This window comes from Heyndrickxia sp. NPDC080065 (assembly GCF_050281185.1).
Classification (GTDB): Bacteria; Bacillota; Bacilli; order Bacillales; family Bacillaceae_C; genus Heyndrickxia.
Genome location: NZ_JBNNWS010000025.1, coordinates 42,604 through 56,299, shown reverse-complemented (window position 1 = coordinate 56,299; position 13,696 = coordinate 42,604). Strand labels below are relative to the sequence as shown.

Sequence of the window (13,696 nt, the reverse complement as noted above, 5' to 3'; positions counted from 1 at the left end):
GCCATCTTCTATTATAACGATTGGAGTTTTTTTCTTATACAACTCTACAAGTTTTGTTTGCACACAGGCAGAGCCTGTGGTTTAAAATGACTAATAAAACCCTCTCAAAATGATGATTTTTGAGAGGGTTCTTTAATTAGGCTCTTTTCTAATACTTTGTTGCTATTTGGTAACGAAAAAGATATTGACTGGACATTATCTAAAAAAATTTTTCATGGCCTCAATTTTTATTTTATGACTACAATCGTCACAGCAATACTTCCCGTTCCGATTTTTCTTGAATTTATTATATTTTTCAGTTCCTTCATAAACTCGAAAAACTTGTTTACAACATAAACAAATAACCTCATAAAATATCACGCACATCCCACTCCTTGGATGATAAGTTACTTACGAGTAGACCGATCAAAGATCGTGATAATTTCTTTAATGTAATCTTTTACGTTAAGTTCCGGATTTCTCATCAACTCAAGGCTGAATCCGTCGATGGCATGCCTGATTGTTAACGCCATCACCCTTGAGGATAGTGGAGAAAACTCCCGAAAAACTCCCTCTTGCATGCCCAAACCAAGAATATTTTCTATAGGAAGAAAAATAGATTCATCGTGGTCTGCGGCAAACCGAAGTTTTCCATCATCTGTTCTTACATTCGAAACAATTTCTATAACAGCAAATACATGCTTTCGATTTGTATCCACAAATTTCAGATTGGCTTCAATATATGTTTGAAGCATTCCTTTTGGGGATGTTTGTGCTTCAATTTGTGGACAAACAAAGGACTGACAAGCTATATAGTAATCGATTACAACTTGCTCGAGAAGTTCCTCTTTGTTTGAAAAGTGATAAGAAATAACCCCCTTACTTATTTTTGCACGTTTAGCGATTTGTCCTAAAGAGGATTGTGCAAAACCCACTTCAGCAATTGTCTCAATCGCACATTCCACAATTTGAGCTCTACGGGCTTTTTCAATAAATGACATCTCTTTTTGGTTGTTTGGATTATTTTTAGTGCTCATGATTATATTTTAGTACAATTGGTCAAAAAATAGAAACAAAAAAACTTGATTTTTAAATATTAGGCATAAAAATTTTATTTTTTAGCAACGACTATATTTATCTTGTCTTGAAGGCTTGTTCAGCTAAATGCTGCTTTAGTAAAAAATTCCCGGCATATTATAGAAAACTCCTGTGAATTGTTATTGAAGTAGATGGAAAAATATTAATAGAATGGAGGTGAATATGGTGAAGAATCTTATTACTTTAATTATTTCATCTAGTCTATTGTTCATTTTAACAATCCCAGCATTAGCTGAACAATTAGAATATCCAGCTAACCAAGGTAAGTCATTTACTAGTGAAGATAAGTTTTATAAGCAATTGAAAAAAGAATATAGAGAATTCGAAGATGCTACTTACAGTATTAGACGAAAAATATCTTATAAAGAAACACCTGATGCCCTTATGACTTTTGAAGAGAAAACAGGAAGATATTTTGGTCAACCAAAACAGAAACTTGCTCCAAATATACATCCAGAGCGACAAGTATATTTCTTAGCTTCTTTTATTCAGAGCAGAGATAAAGAGTATTTGAAATTTGAAATTATTGACGCAGAAACCAAACAATCACTTGCAAGGGGAAATTCTTCTCACAGTTATATTAATCCTTATAAATAACCCTTTTAAATAACGCTGCCAATAATAATATTCGTAGCGTTATTTAAACTAATTTTCCATCCCCATAATAACATCTTTAATTTTTATATATCCTTTAGTGTAAGTCAGTGAGTCCCTTATTTCCTCCCACATGTAGTGGTATTGTTTTAGGTCTTCCGTTTCACAGATGAAAGAATCCGTATAATCTTATCAGGCAGCGCTTCTGCATCAAAGAAACGTACCTTCACGTGCTGATCGTATTTTTTTATAATCTGATGTAATGAATCCGCGTGATTTCTCCTTTCCTCCCGAGGCAATGCAAGCCAGGAAGGATAAAACTCCAACAAAACAATAATTGTGTTCTGCATATCTTTATCACCTTTCCCTGTTTTAAAGCTATTTTAGCGAAGAACGAATAACAGTGCATTAACATAGGTTAATCATTTTCCGAATGGAGTAAACGGCTAAGGGAAACAGGGGAAATGCCTAAATAGGAAGCGATGTGGTACTGTGGAACTCGCTTTTCCAAACCTGGATATTTTACCAGAAATGCTTCATATCTTTCTTTTGCAGTAAGATAGAGCAATTTGCGCTCTCTTTCTTCCTTCTGAATATACAGCCTTTCTACACTCTTACGTACAAACCGTTCCCAAGGATGGCTTATATCCATAAGCTCAAGTAGTGTATCGTATGAAGTTTCAATAACCACGGAATCCTCTATAGCTTCGATTGAAAAGGTGGAAGGTACTCCCATTACCATAGCACCGTAAGAGGTAGCAAAGTCGTTTTCCAACGTAAAAGCCACATTATATTCCCTACCGTCGGTAAGCAAATATAACAGGCGAAATAACCTCTACCAGAAAACCCCGGAAAGAAGTAGATCAAGACGGAAACCACAACAAGATCTACCAGAAAACTGCGAAAAAAAGTAGATCAAGAGGGAAAACACAACATGATCTACCAGAAAACCGGAGAAAGAAGTAGATCAAGACGGAAATCGCAACATGATCTACCAGAAAACCCCGGAAAGAAGTAGATCAAGAGGGAAAACACAACATGATCTACCAGAAAAACGCGGTAAGATGTAGATCAAAAGGGAAAACACAACATGATCTACCAGAAAACCGCGGAAAGAAGTATATCTAGAGGGAAAACGCAACAAGATCTACCAGTAAAACGTGGAATGAAGTAGATCAAGGTGGGAAGCCCTTAAATTAGAGTCATTTAATAAAAATAACTACGTCAATGTCCCCTTAGAGTATTAGATAAACGAATTAATACCATTAAAATTGGAATAATAATTAATAAAGACTATAGGACTGAAATGTTATATGGATAAGTTTGAAAATCTACAAAAAGTAAATAAGCTTGAACGACAAGCGCATCAATTAGATTTTGAAGGTTGGCTCAACAACGAACTATTTACTTGGAATTGGTGGGTTCTTGCAACATTTTTTATTATTCCCTGGATCCTATACATTAAATTTGCCGTTCGCTCTAAGATGATCGAAACTGTACTGTTTGGAGCGTTAATAGTAATTACAACTGTCCTTTTAGATGAAATTGGAGTAGAGTTGGAATTCTGGAGATATCCAACGCAATTTTTGCCATATACACCAAGAGCGATCGCATTTGATATGTCAATGGTGCCAGTTGCTTATATGTTTTTGTACCAGTATTTTAATACTTGGAAGTCATTTAGTATAGCATTGCTTGTTATGGGTATTTTGTTTGCTTTTATCGGTGAACCTTTTTCCGTTTGGGCAGAGCTTGTGAAATATATGAAATGGAAATATATCTATTCATTTGTTTATTATATAATAGCTGGTCTTTCCATTAGATGGATAATAATAAAGTTAAAAAATATCACACAGAATGCAAAATGATGATGTTAATTTTCAAATATGACAAAAAGTGAGTTAATCCTTTTTGGATCAACACACCCCTCAATTCAAGATGGAAAATATTCCATAGGTTCTGTACAATGGATGTACCCATTTTTCTTGTAATAATTAATGCTATCATCACTTGGCCATACAATGATAAATTCATATTTATTTTCATTAGCCCACTCATTTATTGTGGTAAGGAGCTTACTCCCAATCCCCTTATTTCTATATTCTTTTATAGTGTAAACATTTGTCATATAAGCAAATGGATAGGTTATTCTGCCAGGGCGCGGCACTTTTTGTATTAATTCAATGTATATATGTGATACAATTTTTCCGTTTTCCTCTGCAACCCAAATGAACCATTGATCACTATTAAGTGCATTCTCTAAAAAAGATTGGCACTCTTTTTCAAAATCATGGATTGGAGTTTGTTCAATTTTTTTAGTTTCATCATGTTCAATTGTAAAATCCCATCTCATTCTTATTAATTGCTTAATGTCTTTTGCTTCAGCAAGTCTTATATTCAACTTTTTCCTCTCCTTAATTTTTTCTATAAACTCCCCGTTGAACATTAAGTTCAAAGTTTTATAACCTCTTTCAAAAGTGGTATTGCTTGTTCATACTCATTTTTATATTGTGCAAAACTTCCTTCTTCAACTATGTTGAAACCTACTTTTAAATAAAGCCCTATTGCTTTATAACTCCATGTCTGCGTATGTAAAAATATAGCCTTGTCTCCTTCAAGCTGTAATAATCTATTTATGCACTCTGAAACCAATGCCTTTCCAAGACCTAAACATTGATACTCTTTTTTCACTGCGAACAAATGTATTGCAGCGTCTCGTTTAGCACCCGTTATATCCCACCAACATGTTATTGTACCAACTTCATTTCCCTCTCGATCTTGAACGAAAAGTAATCTCTTTTTTAATTCATCCAAAAAAGGAATATATGTTTTTTGAAAATAACTAAGTGCATCCTCTGTATTTGAAAACTCACCAACAGATGCTTCAATTTCTGCCCACTTTTGTTCTTTACCCTCAGTAAACCAAACAAAAGAAAATCCTTCTGGCAATAAAAAATCAGGGGGTGGGTTACCAGCAGGTCTCTTCATAATCACATTAAAATAAGGAATGGATTTATCCAGCAAAAAAGCTTCACCTCTCAAAGCAATGCTATTTATTCTATAATTCGAGGTTATATCTACTCAATCCTTTTTCTTTAATCAATTAATCTTATCTATTCCCGCTTATTTCTGAAACACCCCCATTCCTAAAATAACTCATTTATATTTCTCTTTATTAAGTTCTTCTTTTAGATGAAAACACTTCTCTAAATCGATATCATATACATTTGCTAATCCTATAACATAATACAGAACATCATAAAGTTCCTCTTCGATTGTTCCTTTAATCGTACCTTGTTGTTCCAATCTTTTGTCTTTTCTTATGACTTCAGCAAGTTCTCCAACTTCTTCAATTAACTTTTGAAAATAAGCATTTTTCAGTTCAGGCTTATAGTCCTTGTTCTTAATATATTTTTGTAACTCTTTGACAGTAATGTTCTTTTCCATTCTTTCACCATCTTCTAAATCTAGTTTTAAAAAACTTCTCTATTAATTCACAAATATCCTTTTAAAACTCCACGTTACAATAAGGATAATGGACAGTTGACACAAAATGTGCACTATGAAATGTAATAACTTTGAAATAAAAAAATCCCTCCATATGAAGAGATTAATTGTTTTTATCTTTTTCAAGCAACTCAATAATTTTATCAAGTTTTTTTTCAATATCTTTGGATTGCTGAGGTGCTTTTTTATTTGAAATGGTTTTAATAACTACTACAATTGCCCATATTACAGCAATTAAGAAAATAAACATTAACAATTGAAAAATGAAATCACCATAGTTGACCATTTATAGTAAACTCCCTTTTTTGAATAATTATAACAGATATTAACCGATATATATGTTTTTTTCTTATTACAGCGAAGACGATGAAGTAAGAGTTTTTGTATGTATTGGGCTTGAAAAGTTAATTCACAGTTCGTAGAAATTGTTCAGTACTATTCAACAATAAATCACTGGATCTTTATGATGGTCCTCTTCTATTTAATTGGTCCGCTCTTCTAATAAAATGGGCCCTATCCGCTAATCATTGGTCCCAATATCAAATTCCATAAATATACAGGAATAGTTCTTATAAATATTTAAAAAAATATATGAGAATATATTAATCGGAGTGAGTCTTCCATGAAGCATTTAAAACCTATGGTTATTAAATTTATCGCTACATTCATTATGCTTTTTGTTATTCTAAATTTATTTTTTGGAATGTCTTTTGCAAAAGTAGTATTTATTTCACTTTCTCTAACCATTATTTCCTATTCATTTGGAGATGTAGAAATTCTACCAAGAACAAATAATACAATTGCTTCACTTGCAGATTTTGGCCTTTCCCTCGTAACAATATGGTTTTTATCTGCTGCGGTAACCTATTTTAATCGCTCACCTTTATTTATTAGTTCACTCATTTCTGCAGCAGCAATTACCATCTTTGAGTATTTTTTTCACAAGTATATGTTGTCCTTTTTCCAAAAACAGACTGACCGAGTACTGCCGAGACCAAGGCCTCTTCCAGCTAATTTTCAAACAGAAACATCTGAAGAAATTAGGCCTAAAATCGAAAAAAATCATGAAAACAAATAGGTTTAGGAAACTATTTCCTAAACCTGATTTTTTGGTGATTTAATTTTTAACTACCCATTTAATTGAAAGGTACCTATCTTCTGTCGGAATATTAAGTAATCTAGTCATTTTCGGAATAGATCAATTTTATGACTACTTTTCCTTTTTTATCAACGAAACCTACTTTTCCATTCTTCTTCACATAAACAAGTCCTTCTTTGAAATCCCCTACTTGATCATACTTAGGAGAGATGACTATTTGCCCCTTATCATTAATAAATCCATATTTACCTTTATAGTAAATAGAGGCTAAATAATCGTTAGTCTTATAAAAGAAGCCGATATCTTCATATTTTGGTTTGACTAATACTGATCCCGATGAAGTGGCTATTCCATATTTAGAACCTTGCATGATTCTAATTAGACCTTTATGATCAAAAGGATCGATTCGGTCATATTTAGGTTGAAGGATGACTTTTCCTTTGCTGTTTATGGCACCTTCTTTGTTATTTTCTTTAAAAATAACAAAATCACCCGTAAACTCACCATCGCCATAGGTTGCAAATCTTAAAAAGTCATAGGTTGGCTTTACAATAACCTCGCCTTTATCATTAACAAAACCATATTTATTATTTTGCTTAATAATTGCTAAACCGTATTTGTTAAAATAACTTATGGAATCATAATTAAAATCAAGAATCACTTTGCCTTTATTGTTAATGAGACCGCACTTCCCATCTTTCATAACCACTGCCGCATTGTGCCAAAATTCATAAGATCCGCTGTCATCATTTTCGGGAGCTTCCTCATACTGTGGTTTAACAATCATTTTTCCATTTGTATCGATATACCCTATCTTCTCATCTACTACAACTGGAGCAATACCATTTCTAAATACATTGACGGAATCATAGATTGGCTTAGCGATAACGTTTCCCTCCGCACTAATGAACCCATATTTATCTTTTATTTTTGTTTGGGCAAAACCATTAAAAAACGATGATATCTGATCATATTTAGGGTTGGCTATGATCTTCCCATTTTTGTCAATAACCCCGGATTTTCCATCTTTTTTTATTTTAAATAGCCCATTTCCAAAATAGCCTATGGAATCATACACTGGTGTTACGATAACTTTCCCTTGCTTATTGATTAAACCGATCTTTTTATTTTTGGAAAAAGTAAACACTCCGTTATAGTTTGCGGTGATTTTATCATTTGTTGGCTTCCTTACAATCTTTCCATTTTTGTCGATGATTCCATACTTTCCATTGCATTTATATACTGCTACACCATTTTGAAACCTTTCAATACTTTCATACTTAGGCTTAACTATCGTTTTCCCTTTTGCATTGATAAATCCATATTTTTTATTCTTTTCAACTACTATCTGATTTTCAAAAAAGATTGAATCATATTGTATTGGGACAATGACTTTTCCCTTTTTATTAATGAACCCGTATTTACTTTTCTTTTTTACGAGTAATAAATCGGTTTTTCCATATTGATCAATCTCATCATATAGTGGTTTAATGGCTACATTTCCTTTTTTATCGAGCATTCCGTATTTACCATTTTGCTTAAATAAAACTAGACCATTGTTAAATTCATAACTTACAATTTTCTTAGTACTCGTGGCAAATGTGGTAGATTGGGATGTGCCTATTATCAAACCAAATAGAATAACACCAATAAACAAAAATTTTAATATATTTTTCATACGTTCCTTCCCCTCCTATTTACCGAAATAATAGCATTTTATTTTTGCTAAAATCAACAAATATTTTCCGAATTTACAGATAATTTTTTTCTATTTTTTTCTAAACAGTGCTTACAAATTATGAATGAATCTGTAGTTTATTCAGGTATATGTTGTTGGTTTTGTTTCGGTTCATCTTACTTCGTAAAAACCCTAGTATTATTTTATGAAATATAAGATAAAGGTTATGAGGTACATCATTAGCATTTTTATTGCAATATCTAAAATAATCATCTCAGAAAAAGCATTCCTGCTTTTCACAGAAACGCCTCCTTTATAACCACAAATTTATTGCCGCGCATCTAAAAGTAATTTTATCTCTTTTATTTGTTCGATGTGTCGTTGCTCATGCAAATATATTTGTTCAATCCATTGATCAAGTGGTAATTCACCTAAAGCAGGGTGCTTTACGGATTTTTCCGCCAATACGGATTTATCTTCTATGGTGCTAAGAAAAGTCATCAGTTTTTTTCTTGATTCGTTTAACAAATCAATTATTTGCTGAACCTCAAATGGTTTTACATCTGGTTCAACGATTTTGGGAGCTTTAATCTTTTTCGTCCTATCCAATAATATAAGGTCAACTTTTTTACGTTCATTTTGAGTACTTTCAATCTCTTTTAATCCCCATGCAATAGCCTTTATAGATGACTCCTCCACTAAAACTAAGTGATGACAAACTTGTGCTATAGTCCACGAATTTATATCAAGCTTACTATTAAACTGATCATCACTTAATAAAGCAATCTCCTTTATTAGGTCATTTCTCGTTTTATACAGATTGTCATTAATTAAATTATTCATGAGATTTCTCCCTTCACCAGAAAGTGCATACTTGGATTCCTATTTAGTATATAGACTCTTCGATGAAAGTATTCTCCAGAGCTTTTATTACAAATTTAAGTTTAGTAGCCTATTGATTTTCTTCACTTAAAATTAATCCGATCTTAAGCCTTCCTTTGTTGATTGCTTAATTACTTAAATTATAATCAATGGGATTAGGATGTAAATAGGTTTGTTGAACTAGACTGCTCTTTATTCCTGCTAATTGTAGAAACGCCCCCAATAGTTCAAGAAGAGGGAACTACAATTCAGCTTATGTTTGTTAGATTTTTTAATAAGAATAAAGATTGATCTTTGCTCCACCTAATTTACTTCTAGCCACTTAGATATTATTTCTCTAAGTTTTTCTTCTTTGGATTTGACGTCATTTTTATCAGTAAATTTCATTATAGCTCTGTCAGCTGATTTCCATTCTAATATGCCACTAGTATCAACAATCAGAGGATTATTGTTCTTTCTGTCTTTTATCTTAGCACCACAATGAAATACGAGTCGAAAAAATCCTTTACCATAAAGATTAAATGTAATTCGGTCTTCACCTTCATAACAGTAACTAGGTGCATTCCATTTAATATGTTCCGTAATTTTATCATTAGTACTTAAAATGATATTTCGAACCTCTTCAATTTCTTCTTTAAGTGGATGTTCGAGGTTGTTCATAAATTCTTCCATCTGTTCAGGAACAGACAACTGCTTACTTTTATCTGATTTTTTATTTGTTGTCATTAAATAGTCACCCCTTAAAAAATTTTCAATGTTCACATCCCCACTTCCTATATATTACCAAATGATAGAGTTTTATTAAACAATCCAAAAAGAAAAAAACTGAAAATCATTATTGATTTCAGCTCTAAACTCCGTTCAATAAGTATATTTTTACAAAAGCAAGAATCATAACAAAGTAGCATCTTAAGCAAAATCATATTTACAAATATTTTTTGAATCCTTTACTTACTGAACCATCATATCCTTCCTTTTCGAAGAACTGATGGGCTCTTTGACGTTTTGAGTTACTTAATAACATGATTCTATGGCAATCTATTGATTTACAATATTCCTCAACATATCGTATAAGTTTTTGTCCTATTCCCTTACTTCGGTGGTTTTCTTGAACTATGATGTTTTCGACTATTCCATAAGGTCTTATTCCATGCAAAGCCTGTAGACATATATTAAGTGTTAGTGTCCCTAATATTTCACCTTCTTCATCATATACAAGCAAAAAATTGTTAGGGTCCTTTCTAATGATCTCAATTTGCTCTTCCTGAACGTTCATTTTCTTACTATTTGGTACTAACATTTTATAAAGTTTATATATTTGAACTGTATCCGTTCCTACAGCTTCACGAATCATTTAAAATAGAACTCCATTCTAATGTTTATTAGGTTGATTTTCATAGCAATTATTTTTTAATAAGATATTCTACAAAGCCCTATGCTTATCCTTTTTTTAAAACTAAACTCCCCAGTTAGTAGAAAAAGAGACTGCCTTAATCGGCAGCCATTTAATAAATAATCTTAGTTCCAAACCTCTTCTAACGTATTTCTGAAAAGCAAATCAAGATTAGGTGTAAAATCCGGTATATCGATATTTAGTGATTCTGTATATTTTCTAAGTCGAGAAATTTCCTCGTTTAAAAAATAGTTTATGACCTCAATTTTTGGTTCAAAATCAAGTTCTTCCCCATTTATTTTTCTTATTAATAAGGTTTGAATTTGTTTCTTTAATTCTCCATCTGGTAATATATTCTCTAATAATTTCGGAAATTCTAATGGTGGAAACTCATTATATTTTTCTATCCATCTAGCAGCTAATACTGGTCTAAGTACATAAAAATATTTTTTTATTCTTACTTCATCCCCCTGTAAGTACTCTCGAAAATTATTACTTGCCATATTTAAATAGTGATGTAAGCAGGAGTTTGGAGCAAAGATATCTTCGCTAAGCCTTTTCATCTGCTCAATGGTCGAAAATGCTTGATAATAAACGATACCAGATCGTAACCATTCCATTAATGGGGGATTAGATTTTCTAAATAGCCTTAATGTCTTAGTAAGTTCCCATCCTGATATATCTAACAAATCGTTTATAGGCAATTCAATAACATCCCGTTTCTTCCCAATTCCCATTTGGTCAATTGTTAGATAATCTTCCTTTTTATGAACATATATAAAGCGAACATCATAATCACTATCTTTTGAAGGAAATTCCCAAGCCCTACTTCCTGATTCAACTGCATAAAGAATCATTACATTAAAATCTTCTTCTATTTTTAATAAGGAATTTAAAATGGTTTCTTTCAAAGCTATTACCTCTCTTACTCTATATTGATTAAAATAATTTGTACAAAATGATTTCTATATACTGAATCAAAAAATGAATCAATTATTGATATATTTTATATTTATTTACTTAAAGAAAACTGTTTTCTTAAATCCACTCTTTTCCATGTTCTCGAATGAATTTAATTTCGTTTTGATAATGTTCAAGTTGTCCTTGATTCATCATCTTTTGAAAGGCAATGTCACCTTCACTGGCTTTTCTTATCATATATTTACATAATCCTTCTAATCTCAACAATACCATCTCTAAAAAATCTTCTATCAATCCCTCAATACCGTAAGATTCAAAAAACAATTTAACTCTTTGTTTTATTCGGTCGGCATCCTTTAATGAATCATAATAAACTGCCTCACCTGTTTCAGTATGATAAAGTCTACTTAAAGGAACACAAGTGTATAGAGTATAAGCTATATCCCAAAGTCTTGGACCAGGGGCAGCAACATCAAAATCAATAATACCTACTGGTTTTTCGTGATTAAAAATGATGTTGTATATGGCAAAATCATTGTGACATATAACCTCCATTTTGTTTGGAGCATTATCCATTGGTTTCCACTCATCTGATAATGGAAAGTCACATACAGCATCATGATAATGTCGAAGCATTTTTGCTATATCTTTTAAGACCTCATTTGACCACATATATTCTTTCAAAGGATAATTACCAGCTTCTCCTTCAATAAATGATAATATCTCCCTTCCTTTTTCATCAATACCTAAGAACTTTGGTGCATAACTAAAACCTTTGTTTTCTAAATGATTTAATAGCTTATGAATTTTGGTACTGTCTGGCTTTAATTCTCGTCGCACAGTATCTCCGGAACGATAAACGCTTGAGACATTCCCTCCAGTTAGCATTTCTTCATTTTCGTACTGACTTGTCATTAAAATTCCCCCGATATAGGGACGCTATGATTGTGCCAATAGAGATGTATTTTTACCCATAAATAAAAGCAGATATACAAAGGTATCTGCTTGGTAATGGGTATTTAATTGTCCACACCATGAATCCCTTGAATGATTCCAGATAGACAAATAAACGCATCCTTAACAATCAAGAATCGCCATTGTCTCCCTATCCAATTAACTAATCATTTCAAAATATTCAACATGTGTAATATAGATTCCCCTTTTTTACATCTCTAATTTTAAATTTTACCAAATATTGCTGATTAAACAAAGAGGATTTTTGTATTTGCTGAACTGTTCTATCTATTACAACGATTCAAAAGAATATATCATTCCCTCTGAGATCAATACCACTAAAAATATCTTGTTCAATTAAACCAACATTACATATCTCCCCTGAATCCCTATTAACAAAATAGCAGTTACCAAGGAAAATGTTCGCATCCATTGGGTTTTCAAGCTAGTGAAAGCTACTTTTTACCTAGAGAGAAAATAGCTTTCACTAATTTCAATGAAGATAAAGAATGACCAAATTGCGCTTTTGCTACTTTAATATTCTCCTTTAATCACAAAGTACGAGCCCCGAATTGTTCCAGCTAGTTTAGACTTCTGCCTAGCAAACTTAAACTTCCCTTCTAACTCCTTCGGTACCTCCATACCCTCAGAAAGCTTAAAACCAACGGCCCGCTTCTTTGGGTCATCAACTGTATACATAACGTTCACCGAAAGACCATCCTCATAAAAGACGTAGGCAATTTTGATATTTTCCACTTGAAAACGCGACGTTTCTAAAGGTTTAGCCGCAAACTCAATATGACGTTCTTCTTTCAAAATTCGGTTCACATAATCAAGGGTCTCGCTGGACTCGCTAGCTGGTACAACCGTAAATTCATGCTTGTATTTATTCATAAAGTAACGGGCTTCATTAGCACGCAAACCAGCAAGCGTTTCTGCTACAGGTGAAGACTCTAAACCAACTGTAGACACATTTTTAAAATCAACGATATATGACATTTCATTCCCTCCTAAAAGTTTTGTGAGCATTACTTCTTAGAACCTACTTCCAGCAAAACTCGCATTCGGAAGCATTCACTGATCTTTTTATTTCCTAACAACAGGAATCCACATTTCACCAAAAACTAAACCGTTTCGCTGCCCCATTTCAACCGTTGTATTCGGCCCACCAACATAGGCAAAATCCTTTGCTTCCGGCAAGACTTGACCAAAGGCAACACCAGCAAGCTTATTATTCAACTCATCAGCCGTCTTCCCTTCCCCTTTAACAACTAAGTATTCACCCTTAGGAAATTGGATAACTCTAGATGCTTCTGGTAATGATTCCTCTGTCATAACGCCAGCATAGTGCATCATCTTATTATTCACCGCTTCGTTCACGGCAAAAATGTAGTCATTTATGGCTATAGCTTTTAAAGTGTCAAGCATTCCATCTTGTTTTACAGCTTCCCAAAAGTCTGCCTTTTCCTTGTTTATGCCTGCATAATCTGTGTAATCGCTCTTAAGCTCCGTTCCAATACCTAAAACGGTAAAGCTGTCTTTTTCTTCTAGGGTATAATTTGTCATATTCAAAACCTTCCTCTTTTTTAAA

The 13,696-nt window shown here is 32.7% G+C and carries 17 protein-coding genes and 2 pseudogenes; 3 read left to right on the top strand and 16 right to left on the bottom strand.

The genetic code is table 11. The features are described from left to right. Window positions 1–195: 195 nt before the first annotated feature. Together ACQKP0_RS22900 and ACQKP0_RS22895 are read right to left on the bottom strand one after the other, a co-directional pair. The gene (locus tag ACQKP0_RS22900) at window positions 196–366 is read right to left on the bottom strand and encodes a DUF2197 domain-containing protein (protein WP_427408129.1); all 171 of its coding nucleotides are present in this window, start codon (window positions 364–366) and stop codon (window positions 196–198) included. A 20-nt stretch (window positions 367–386) separates the two neighbouring features. After that, window positions 387–1,016: a TetR/AcrR family transcriptional regulator gene (locus tag ACQKP0_RS22895; protein ID WP_427408128.1), complete on the bottom strand. Its 630-nt coding sequence runs from the start codon at window positions 1,014–1,016 to the stop codon at window positions 387–389. 226 nt (window positions 1,017–1,242) lie between these two features. On the opposite strand from ACQKP0_RS22895, the gene ACQKP0_RS22890 reads away from it, so the two are divergent. Further along, window positions 1,243–1,674 (top strand): hypothetical protein, encoded by a 432-nt coding sequence (locus ACQKP0_RS22890; protein WP_427408127.1) that lies wholly within the window; start codon window positions 1,243–1,245, stop codon window positions 1,672–1,674. Window positions 1,675–1,722: 48 nt separating this feature from the next. Here ACQKP0_RS22890 and ACQKP0_RS22885 read toward each other — a convergent pair. Both ACQKP0_RS22885 and ACQKP0_RS22880 read right to left on the bottom strand, forming a co-directional pair. Next, window positions 1,723–2,021, bottom strand: a pseudogene (locus ACQKP0_RS22885) (darcynin family protein). 68 nt (window positions 2,022–2,089) lie between these two features. Continuing rightward, window positions 2,090–2,503 (bottom strand): annotated as a pseudogene (locus tag ACQKP0_RS22880) (Crp/Fnr family transcriptional regulator); the annotation flags it as partial. A gap of 481 nt (window positions 2,504–2,984) precedes the next feature. Here ACQKP0_RS22880 and ACQKP0_RS22875 point away from each other — a divergent pair. Beyond that, window positions 2,985–3,539, top strand: coding sequence for a CBO0543 family protein (locus ACQKP0_RS22875; protein ID WP_427408126.1), 555 nt, complete (start codon window positions 2,985–2,987; stop codon window positions 3,537–3,539). Between the two features lie 65 nt (window positions 3,540–3,604). On the opposite strand, the gene ACQKP0_RS22870 is transcribed toward ACQKP0_RS22875, so the two are convergent. The 4 genes from ACQKP0_RS22870 to ACQKP0_RS22855 all read right to left on the bottom strand — a co-directional run bounded on the left by ACQKP0_RS22870 (window position 3,605) and on the right by ACQKP0_RS22855 (window position 5,464). Then, complete coding sequence (locus ACQKP0_RS22870) at window positions 3,605–4,072, bottom strand: GNAT family N-acetyltransferase (protein WP_427408125.1); 468 nt, start codon at window positions 4,070–4,072, stop codon at window positions 3,605–3,607. Between the two features lie 50 nt (window positions 4,073–4,122). Further along, window positions 4,123–4,695, bottom strand: a complete 573-nt coding sequence (locus tag ACQKP0_RS22865) for a GNAT family N-acetyltransferase (RefSeq protein WP_427408124.1) — start codon at window positions 4,693–4,695, stop codon at window positions 4,123–4,125. A gap of 132 nt (window positions 4,696–4,827) precedes the next feature. Continuing rightward, window positions 4,828–5,118 (bottom strand): MazG nucleotide pyrophosphohydrolase domain-containing protein, encoded by a 291-nt coding sequence (locus ACQKP0_RS22860; protein WP_427408123.1) that lies wholly within the window; start codon window positions 5,116–5,118, stop codon window positions 4,828–4,830. 163 nt (window positions 5,119–5,281) lie between these two features. After that, complete coding sequence (locus ACQKP0_RS22855) at window positions 5,282–5,464, bottom strand: DUF4083 family protein (protein WP_427408122.1); 183 nt, start codon at window positions 5,462–5,464, stop codon at window positions 5,282–5,284. Window positions 5,465–5,800: 336 nt separating this feature from the next. Here ACQKP0_RS22855 and ACQKP0_RS22850 point away from each other — a divergent pair, with 336 nt between their 5' ends. Beyond that, window positions 5,801–6,256: a YndM family protein gene (locus ACQKP0_RS22850; RefSeq protein WP_427408121.1), complete on the top strand. Its 456-nt coding sequence runs from the start codon at window positions 5,801–5,803 to the stop codon at window positions 6,254–6,256. A 100-nt stretch (window positions 6,257–6,356) separates the two neighbouring features. On the opposite strand, the gene ACQKP0_RS22845 is transcribed toward ACQKP0_RS22850, so the two are convergent. The 8 genes from ACQKP0_RS22845 to ACQKP0_RS22810 all read right to left on the bottom strand — a co-directional run bounded on the left by ACQKP0_RS22845 (window position 6,357) and on the right by ACQKP0_RS22810 (window position 13,671). Continuing rightward, the gene (locus ACQKP0_RS22845) at window positions 6,357–7,955 is read right to left on the bottom strand and encodes a WG repeat-containing protein (RefSeq protein WP_427408120.1); all 1,599 of its coding nucleotides are present in this window, start codon (window positions 7,953–7,955) and stop codon (window positions 6,357–6,359) included. Window positions 7,956–8,282: 327 nt separating this feature from the next. Next, window positions 8,283–8,798, bottom strand: coding sequence for a DinB family protein (locus tag ACQKP0_RS22840; protein WP_427408119.1), 516 nt, complete (start codon window positions 8,796–8,798; stop codon window positions 8,283–8,285). Between the two features lie 342 nt (window positions 8,799–9,140). Further along, the gene (locus tag ACQKP0_RS22835) at window positions 9,141–9,563 is read right to left on the bottom strand and encodes a DUF1801 domain-containing protein (protein ID WP_427408118.1); all 423 of its coding nucleotides are present in this window, start codon (window positions 9,561–9,563) and stop codon (window positions 9,141–9,143) included. Window positions 9,564–9,762: 199 nt separating this feature from the next. Continuing rightward, window positions 9,763–10,191, bottom strand: coding sequence for a GNAT family N-acetyltransferase (locus ACQKP0_RS22830; protein ID WP_427408117.1), 429 nt, complete (start codon window positions 10,189–10,191; stop codon window positions 9,763–9,765). A 164-nt stretch (window positions 10,192–10,355) separates the two neighbouring features. Then, entirely contained in the window at window positions 10,356–11,141 is a 786-nt protein-coding gene (locus tag ACQKP0_RS22825) for a nucleotidyltransferase domain-containing protein (protein WP_427408116.1), read from the bottom strand. A gap of 127 nt (window positions 11,142–11,268) precedes the next feature. Next, window positions 11,269–12,066, bottom strand: coding sequence for a phosphotransferase (locus ACQKP0_RS22820; RefSeq protein ID WP_427408115.1), 798 nt, complete (start codon window positions 12,064–12,066; stop codon window positions 11,269–11,271). Window positions 12,067–12,639: 573 nt separating this feature from the next. After that, entirely contained in the window at window positions 12,640–13,104 is a 465-nt protein-coding gene (locus tag ACQKP0_RS22815) for a phage tail protein (protein WP_427408114.1), read from the bottom strand. Window positions 13,105–13,191: 87 nt separating this feature from the next. Next, window positions 13,192–13,671, bottom strand: coding sequence for a GyrI-like domain-containing protein (locus tag ACQKP0_RS22810; protein ID WP_427408113.1), 480 nt, complete (start codon window positions 13,669–13,671; stop codon window positions 13,192–13,194). Window positions 13,672–13,696 lie beyond the last annotated feature (25 nt).

Bases quoted from the DNA above. Each gene is read 5' to 3' on its own strand.
- ACQKP0_RS22895 (WP_427408128.1), bottom strand. From the start codon at position 1,016: ATGAGCACTAAAAATAATCCAAACAACCAAAAAGAGATGTCATTTATT.
- ACQKP0_RS22875 (WP_427408126.1), top strand. From the start codon at position 2,985: ATGGATAAGTTTGAAAATCTACAAAAAGTAAATAAGCTTGAACGACAA.
- ACQKP0_RS22860 (WP_427408123.1), bottom strand. From the start codon at position 5,118: ATGGAAAAGAACATTACTGTCAAAGAGTTACAAAAATATATTAAGAAC.
- ACQKP0_RS22845 (WP_427408120.1), bottom strand. From the start codon at position 7,955: ATGAAAAATATATTAAAATTTTTGTTTATTGGTGTTATTCTATTTGGT.
- ACQKP0_RS22850 (WP_427408121.1), top strand. From the start codon at position 5,801: ATGAAGCATTTAAAACCTATGGTTATTAAATTTATCGCTACATTCATT.
- ACQKP0_RS22810 (WP_427408113.1), bottom strand. From the start codon at position 13,671: ATGACAAATTATACCCTAGAAGAAAAAGACAGCTTTACCGTTTTAGGT.
- ACQKP0_RS22900 (WP_427408129.1), bottom strand. From the start codon at position 366: ATGTGCGTGATATTTTATGAGGTTATTTGTTTATGTTGTAAACAAGTT.
- ACQKP0_RS22820 (WP_427408115.1), bottom strand. From the start codon at position 12,066: ATGACAAGTCAGTACGAAAATGAAGAAATGCTAACTGGAGGGAATGTC.
- ACQKP0_RS22840 (WP_427408119.1), bottom strand. From the start codon at position 8,798: ATGAATAATTTAATTAATGACAATCTGTATAAAACGAGAAATGACCTA.
- ACQKP0_RS22830 (WP_427408117.1), bottom strand. From the start codon at position 10,191: ATGATTCGTGAAGCTGTAGGAACGGATACAGTTCAAATATATAAACTT.
- ACQKP0_RS22855 (WP_427408122.1), bottom strand. From the start codon at position 5,464: ATGGTCAACTATGGTGATTTCATTTTTCAATTGTTAATGTTTATTTTC.
- ACQKP0_RS22815 (WP_427408114.1), bottom strand. From the start codon at position 13,104: ATGTCATATATCGTTGATTTTAAAAATGTGTCTACAGTTGGTTTAGAG.
- ACQKP0_RS22835 (WP_427408118.1), bottom strand. From the start codon at position 9,563: ATGACAACAAATAAAAAATCAGATAAAAGTAAGCAGTTGTCTGTTCCT.